The organism is Arthrobacter sp. E44 (assembly GCF_041877125.1).
In the GTDB taxonomy this organism is placed as follows: Bacteria; Actinomycetota; Actinomycetes; order Actinomycetales; family Micrococcaceae; genus Arthrobacter.
On record NZ_JBHDJA010000011.1, the window covers coordinates 147,758 to 153,757 of the forward strand.

Annotated in this window: 9 protein-coding genes and 1 pseudogene; 5 read left to right on the forward strand and 5 right to left on the reverse strand. The window is 63.6% G+C overall.

Going from position 1 to position 6,000, the window contains the following annotated elements; genetic code table 11:
• Positions 1–58 precede the first annotated feature (58 nt).
• From ACETK3_RS12030 to ACETK3_RS12040, 3 genes are all read right to left on the reverse strand, one after another.
• Complete coding sequence (locus ACETK3_RS12030) at positions 59–253, reverse strand: hypothetical protein (protein WP_142132572.1); 195 nt, start codon at positions 251–253, stop codon at positions 59–61.
• A 229-nt stretch (positions 254–482) separates the two neighbouring features.
• Positions 483–1,247 carry a GAF and ANTAR domain-containing protein gene (locus ACETK3_RS12035; protein ID WP_236799673.1) on the reverse strand — a complete coding sequence of 255 codons (765 nt, stop codon included), beginning with the start codon at positions 1,245–1,247 and terminating at the stop codon, positions 483–485.
• Positions 1,244–1,495: a hypothetical protein gene (locus tag ACETK3_RS12040; RefSeq protein ID WP_236799672.1), complete on the reverse strand. Its 252-nt coding sequence runs from the start codon at positions 1,493–1,495 to the stop codon at positions 1,244–1,246. Before ACETK3_RS12040 ends, ACETK3_RS12035 begins: the two co-directional genes overlap by 4 nt.
• 381 nt (positions 1,496–1,876) lie before the next feature.
• Between ACETK3_RS12040 and ACETK3_RS12045 the strand changes: the two genes are divergently transcribed.
• Positions 1,877–2,611 carry a GAF and ANTAR domain-containing protein gene (locus ACETK3_RS12045; RefSeq protein ID WP_373992972.1) on the forward strand — a complete coding sequence of 245 codons (735 nt, stop codon included), beginning with the start codon at positions 1,877–1,879 and terminating at the stop codon, positions 2,609–2,611.
• Between the two features lie 54 nt (positions 2,612–2,665).
• Here ACETK3_RS12045 and ACETK3_RS12050 read toward each other — a convergent pair whose 3' ends face one another.
• On the reverse strand, positions 2,666–3,397 hold the full coding sequence (locus ACETK3_RS12050; protein WP_373992973.1) for a Type 1 glutamine amidotransferase-like domain-containing protein: 732 nt from the start codon (positions 3,395–3,397) through the stop codon (positions 2,666–2,668).
• 104 nt (positions 3,398–3,501) lie between these two features.
• Between ACETK3_RS12050 and ACETK3_RS12055 the strand changes: the two genes are divergently transcribed.
• From ACETK3_RS12055 to ACETK3_RS12065, 3 genes are all read left to right on the forward strand, one after another.
• Complete coding sequence (locus ACETK3_RS12055) at positions 3,502–3,834, forward strand: ArsR/SmtB family transcription factor (RefSeq protein ID WP_373992974.1); 333 nt, start codon at positions 3,502–3,504, stop codon at positions 3,832–3,834.
• 12 nt (positions 3,835–3,846) lie between these two features.
• Positions 3,847–4,344 carry an SRPBCC domain-containing protein gene (locus tag ACETK3_RS12060; RefSeq protein ID WP_373992975.1) on the forward strand — a complete coding sequence of 166 codons (498 nt, stop codon included), beginning with the start codon at positions 3,847–3,849 and terminating at the stop codon, positions 4,342–4,344.
• A 156-nt stretch (positions 4,345–4,500) separates the two neighbouring features.
• Positions 4,501–5,094 (forward strand): DUF1992 domain-containing protein, encoded by a 594-nt coding sequence (locus ACETK3_RS12065; protein ID WP_373992978.1) that lies wholly within the window; start codon positions 4,501–4,503, stop codon positions 5,092–5,094.
• Here ACETK3_RS12065 and ACETK3_RS12070 read toward each other — a convergent pair.
• Positions 5,091–5,684 carry a GNAT family N-acetyltransferase gene (locus ACETK3_RS12070; protein WP_373992976.1) on the reverse strand — a complete coding sequence of 198 codons (594 nt, stop codon included), beginning with the start codon at positions 5,682–5,684 and terminating at the stop codon, positions 5,091–5,093. The two genes, ACETK3_RS12065 and ACETK3_RS12070, sit on opposite strands and share 4 nt — an antisense overlap.
• A 151-nt stretch (positions 5,685–5,835) precedes the next feature.
• Between ACETK3_RS12070 and ACETK3_RS12075 the strand changes: the two are divergent.
• Positions 5,836–6,000 (forward strand): annotated as a pseudogene (locus ACETK3_RS12075) (IS256 family transposase); the annotation flags it as partial.

The window sequence follows — 6,000 nt, forward strand, 5'->3', positions numbered from 1 at the left end:
GGACGCGGACGACGGCGGGTGGGTCCCGCCGTCGTCCGCGTCCTCTGTTTGGGGCTGCTTACAGCGCCAGTGCCGGCTCGTCCCCGCGCACGCTCAGCGTGAAGGTGTTCGGTCCGCTGCAGTGGACTGCAATGCGGCACGTGGTGGTGTTGTGACGGGAAGAGAGGTCGGAGACCGCGGAATCAAGGGTCTCGTGGAGCGACGCCCGGTCCCAGATCTTAAGCGTCACGGATTCGGCAGTGTTAAACGTCATTGTTCAGTACTTTCCTGTGTCTAGCCGGTTGTCTGCCGGCGGTGGCCTGTCCGCGCTTGGAGGGTCGGTGGCCTGTGCTCACCGGTGGGCCTCGTTGCGTCACCAGGATGTCAAGGGCGGATGGTTCCCGCCCTGCCCATCCATAGTGCCCATGCCGAAAGGCGAGACTCAACCGGACGGCACAGTTATTGCGAGTGTTTCTCATCACGTGTGAGCCACGCCACAGCTTCTATTCCTCGAAGTGGGTGGTGATGCGTTCTTCCCCCGAGATGGAAGCGATGACCATCGCGGCAACATCGCGGAGCTTGACGTTCCTGGTGCTCGAGGCCCTGGTCAGGATGTTGAAGGCCGTGTCCCGGTCGCATCGGTTCTCGGCCATGATGGCGCCCACTGCCATGTCGATCACGGTGCGGGACTGCATGGCCGCTGCAAGGTCATTCCTCGCATCACTGAGCTGGGTAATCCGCAAAATCAGCCGCAACGAACTCGCCGCCTGGCCGGCAAATGACTCCACAAGGGCGATGTCCTGCGATGAGAACCCGTTGCTGCGGCCTGAGTACAGATTGAGCACCGACTCGGCGTCCCCGGCCAGGTCCAGGGGAACGGCAAGGATGGAGTACACGCCGTGCTGCATCGCAGTCCGTACATAGGGACCCCAACGGGTTTCGGCGGCCAGGTCCGGCACAAGGAGCGTGGTCTTGTGCCGGAGCGCGGTGAGGCACGGCCCCTCGCCAAACCCGTTTTGCAGCTCATCGAGGGCCTTGGCTGCAGCATCACTGGAAGCTACTGCCTCCGGCTTCTTGCGCCGGAGGACGGTGACCCCGCTGTGGATGGTGTTGCCCGGGGCGGACAGCCGCGCCGAAGCCAGGATGGCCAGTTCCCCGAGGAAGCCCTTGATGCTGGGGTTTTCCAGGACCAGCCGCTGCAGCGAAACTTCCGGTTCAGCTGCGGCCAAGCCATCAGTTTCCCGGAAGGGACCCTCGTCGGCGCTCATTCGTCCTCATTTGCGCTTAATTCCGTCATGGCCGTGGTGATCAGTCCCACCTGGGCAGCCGGGAGGTGCAGCGCCTCATTGAGGTACGCATCCAGTGACATCTCGTCGGCATCTCCGCCGAGGCCGAAATAGTACGTCCACAGCTTGACCAGGGGGACCTCACCCTGGTGGAAACGCTGTGCCACTGCCCGGCGCTGTTCGTCTGCTTCCAGCAGGTTGTCCGGGCCGCCGGTCCAGTCGGCGTTCATGGCCGGCCTCCGTTTGCTGAAGCGGCCACTGGCACCACCTTTGGCGGGGCCTGGCGCAGCGGGGCGCCGCAGCTGATAAAGGAATCTTGGGGCAGAAGCTCCGGGAACCCCTCACGGACTCCTGGTGGATGGTAGCTGGCCATAAGGCCTCAATCCCTGATTACGCCTGAAGGTTTAGGCCCCGGCTGGCGGCCGCCGCTCTTGGCGCGGACGGCCCGTACATTCAACCCCTGGACCTGCGCGCAATCCCGAAATCTCCTACCTTTGACACTACGCGCCTTGGCGGATTTCTGATACAGGAACTTATTCGCCTCCGGTTCACCTCCGTTTCGCCCGGCCGGAGCACGCCCGTGGCCGCTTGAACTCAAGTAAGCTGGGCGAATGTTGAGTTCATCGGACCACGAATCTGTACAGGTACTTCAAAGTATTCTGGTGGGCTCAGAGAACGGGGTCGAGTTCCTTTCGGGACTGTCCAGCCTTGCCGCTGCTGCGGTGTCTGAAGCGGCCGGGGACACGATTGAGTGCGCTGTCACGCTGAAAATGCAACGTAAGCCTGCAACCGCTGCCGGCAGTAGCGCACGGGCTATCGAGATTGACCATATCGAGCAGGAGTTGGGCGACGGCCCCTGCGTCCGGGCGCTCAGGGAGATGGCCCCGGTAATCATCGATGACGTGGACAGGGATCCGCGCTGGCAAACGCTGAACCAGAAGCTGGCTGAGTACAATGTGCACAGTACTTTGGGTGTGCCGCTGGAGATCACCGACAATGCCAGAGCTGCGCTGAACTTCTTCGCCACAAAACCGGGGGTGTTCACAGCTGACGTGTACGACAAAGCAGTTGGCTTCGCCGCTGCCGCCCACAACACCCTGAACCTTTCCGTTCGAATCAACAACGCGCAGAGCAGGGCGGACGACCTCGAAGCGGCAATGCAAAGCCGCACCGCCATCAACCTGGCATGCGGGGTGATCATGGCGCAGAACCGGTGTTCACAGGAAGAAGCGATGGAAATCCTCACCAAGGTCTCCAGCAACCGCAACAGGAAGCTCCGGGATGTGGCCAGCGAGCTGATCGAGCAGTTGTCAGGAAGCAGCGCCAGGACGCACTTCGACGGATAACCCGGCTGCACCGGGAATTAGCCCCGCGCCGTCGCTTTAACCGGGCCAGTCAGCTCAGTCGCCTTTCAGTACGGAGACCGAAGTGGCCGCGCCGCCGGTGCCCCGGATGTCCCAGCAGTTTCCGGCACCAATGACCCTGTAGTCGACGTCGCCCGCTGATTCCACCACCACTGCTGTGTTCTCGTCGATGGCCACTGCCCGCTCCGCCAGTCCGGCTGCCACGGCACCAAGTGCACGGCTCAGCGTACCGGCCTGGGCGGCGTGGACATCCACTGTGAACGGGACCAGCCCCAGGCCCTTGCGGAGATCCACGGAATCCAGGCCTTCTGAACACTCCTCCCCGCAGACCTCTACCCCATCGATCCGGTATCCGCCGATCAGTGCCAGGCGCGGTGCCATCATTGCCCCGGCGGAAAAACCCAGGTAGGGCACGCCGGCAGTGACGAGGTTGGATATGGCGCTGGCCGCGGGGTGGAGCCATTCCCAGTAGCCGGGCGTCAGCCCGCCACCCACCACCAAGCCGTCGACTCCATCAAATGTGGCCGGATCCGCAGGCTTGCCCGGCGCCAGCGGTACAACAACGATCCGGCAGTCGATCCGGCCCTGCAGGGGTTCCGCGTAAGCTGCCACGAGGTCCTGCAGGTTGACCCCCGTGCCATGCACGGCGACGGCGACATGGGCGGGCCGGCGCTGCCCGGCCTGCTGCCGGACTTGAGCTGCAAACGCGTCGAAGACGTCCGGAAAGGCATCCGGATCCGGGCCCGCTCCGGCGAGGAAGATGGTCATGCGGCCCAAGATACCGTGACCGGCTCGCGTCCTCCCGGCAGCGGGGCATGTCCACGCAGAAAACCCATTGACGCCAGTGAGCGGGCGGACTAATCTACAACCAAATGGTTGTAGATCAGCTCCGTGAGACCGAAGTGGATCGCCTCTTCCAGGCGTTCGCGGATTCCACCCGCCGGGACATTGTCCGCCGGGTCACCGTCGGCGAGTACTCCATCTCCGGCCTGACAGCCCTCTACGCCATGAGTTTTGCCGCCGTACAGAAGCATGTGGCGGTGTTGGAGCGCGCATCCCTGGTCAGCAAGGAAAAGCGCGGAAGGGAGCAGATCGTGCGGGGCAATCATGAAGGACTGCAAAAGGCCCGGCGGCTGCTCGACGAATATGAACAGGTCTGGCGGCAGCGCGCCGCCAAGATGGCAGACATTCTCGCTGAAGGTTAGGACGGCATTGCCATGACAGTCATCAGTACGGAAAAAAATCCTGAGGCCCTGAGCCTTACCGTTGTCGCCGAGTTTGACGCCGGAGTCGAACGCGTCTGGCAGCTCTGGGAAGACCCCCGCCAGCTTGAGCGGTGGTGGGGACCGCCCACCTATCCGGCAACCTTCTACCTGCATGATTTCGTGCCGGGCGGCAAGGCCAAGTACTACATGACAGGGCCTGAAGGGGATAAGGCGCACGGCTGGTGGGAGTTCACCAGCATTGAGTCACCGCGCAGGCTGCAGTTCGACGACGGGTTCGCGGACAATGACGGCAATCCCACCGGGGAATACGGCACTGCCCACGCCACGGTGACGCTGGAAACAGTGGGGGAGTGGACGCGCATGACCATCCTGTCCACTTTCGAATCCGAGGAACAGCTGGAGCAGATGGTGCAGATGGGTATGGAAGAAGGCATGAAGCAGGCAGTCGGACAGATTGACAGCATCCTCGCCGAGCACGCCAACGCCTGACTGCACAGCATCAACCAGGAACCTTTCCACGGCGCCAGGTGGAGCGGACGACGGCGGCACGTCCCGCCGTCGTCCGCTCGCCCTGGGCGTTGAACGTGCAAGCTGCCCGCTGAATACTGGAAGGTGGGGATTGAGCGAGGGAAGGCGGTGGCAGCGATGAACGGCGGCGCAGGGGATTTCCGGAAGCGGCTGGAGCGGGCGTCGGAGCTGCGTTCATACCGCGGCGCCGGCATCAGTGCCGAGGAAGAAGCAGCGCTGGATGCCCTCGAGGCGCAGGAGCGGGAGAAGCGCCGGAAGGTCAGCGACGCGGCCCGCGCCGAATACCTGGTCCGGGACGCCATGGCGCAGGGCAAGTTCGACAACCTCAAGTACGCGGGCAAGCCGATTCCAGGCCTGGGCGAAAGCTATGACCCCGACTGGTGGGTCAAGGGATTGATCCAGCGCGAGAACATCAGCGGCCTGGGCCCGGCCGCCATCCTGCTCCGCACCGAGGACGCGGAACTGGATGCAAAGCTGGACGTCCAGTACACGGAGCAGCAGGTCCGGGACGTTTTGCAGGACTTCAACCGCCGGGTAATCGATGCCCGCCGCCAGCTGCAGGGCGGACCGCCGGTGATCACCAAGACCCGCGACGTCGAGGAGGAAGTGCAGCGCTGGCGTGGCAGGCGGGCCGCGCGCGTTGAGGACGCTCCCGCCGAGCCCGAGCCCGAGCGGTCCTGGTGGAAGCGGCTCTGGAAGGGAACCGGCTAGGAGCCCGGGTTCATGCCCTCAAAAAGCTCGCATACGGCGTTGTAGTACATGTCCGTCTGCCCCCGGTGGCTCAGCCCGATCCTGGTGCACACCCGCTGTGAGGCTGCATTCGCGGGGTTGGTGACCGCAACAACCCGTGGCAGGCCGCGCGCGAAGGCATGGTCGAGGACCACCCGGGCGGCCTCGGTAGCGTAGCCCTTTCCCCAGTGGTCCGGGTGAAAATGCCATCCGATCTCCGTGTCGCCCGAGGGCTGGAGCGGCAATTCGCTACCCGACGCCGGAATGGACTTGAGGAGCAACGTTCCGGCGAGCTGGGGCTTTGCCGACCCGGGCTGGGAGGGCTCCGGTCGGGCGAGCCCGGGATGGGTCTTGAGCTCGACAGCCCAGATCCCGTGGACGGGGTGGTCAAGTGCGCGCCATTTCCCTATAAGTTCCACAGCATCGCCCATGCCCACCATGACGCGGGGCTGGTTGCCAATGAAACGCTGCACTTCCCAGCGCGAGTATAGGTCAAGCACGAATTCCGCGTCGTCCGTATGCCAGGGGCGCAGAATGAGCCGCTCAGTCTCCAGGATCGTCACGCCACCCATCGTGCCAGAGTAATCGGAACGGCTGACTTTGCGTTTTCCACATAGGGGTTTTGGGTGGCTGTCGATGTCACACCTTGGTGGGGGACTGTGGAATTAACGGTGTATCCGGCTCGACACGCCAGGCGGTCTGCTTGGCAGGAATGAGCTGGATATGCCGGTGACACTGGATGCCGTGAAGACTGCGGACACCACTGGGAAACCGAAGGAAGATTCGGAGGCTGAGGCCGCCCGTGAGCTGGTGAGGATGGCCCGTGAACAGGGATTGTCTCTGACTGGTCCGGACGGGCTGCTCAAACAGCTGACCAAGACGGTCATA

Excerpts from the sequence above, each read along its gene's own strand:
- ACETK3_RS12030 (WP_142132572.1), bottom strand. The coding sequence starts at position 253 with ATGACGTTTAACACTGCCGAATCCGTGACGCTTAAGATCTGGGACCGG.
- ACETK3_RS12035 (WP_236799673.1), bottom strand. The coding sequence starts at position 1,247 with ATGAGCGCCGACGAGGGTCCCTTCCGGGAAACTGATGGCTTGGCCGCA.
- ACETK3_RS12040 (WP_236799672.1), bottom strand. The coding sequence starts at position 1,495 with ATGAACGCCGACTGGACCGGCGGCCCGGACAACCTGCTGGAAGCAGAC.
- ACETK3_RS12045 (WP_373992972.1), top strand. The coding sequence starts at position 1,877 with ATGTTGAGTTCATCGGACCACGAATCTGTACAGGTACTTCAAAGTATT.
- ACETK3_RS12050 (WP_373992973.1), bottom strand. The coding sequence starts at position 3,397 with ATGACCATCTTCCTCGCCGGAGCGGGCCCGGATCCGGATGCCTTTCCG.
- ACETK3_RS12055 (WP_373992974.1), top strand. The coding sequence starts at position 3,502 with ATGGTTGTAGATCAGCTCCGTGAGACCGAAGTGGATCGCCTCTTCCAG.
- ACETK3_RS12060 (WP_373992975.1), top strand. The coding sequence starts at position 3,847 with ATGACAGTCATCAGTACGGAAAAAAATCCTGAGGCCCTGAGCCTTACC.
- ACETK3_RS12065 (WP_373992978.1), top strand. The coding sequence starts at position 4,501 with ATGAACGGCGGCGCAGGGGATTTCCGGAAGCGGCTGGAGCGGGCGTCG.
- ACETK3_RS12070 (WP_373992976.1), bottom strand. The coding sequence starts at position 5,684 with ATGGGTGGCGTGACGATCCTGGAGACTGAGCGGCTCATTCTGCGCCCC.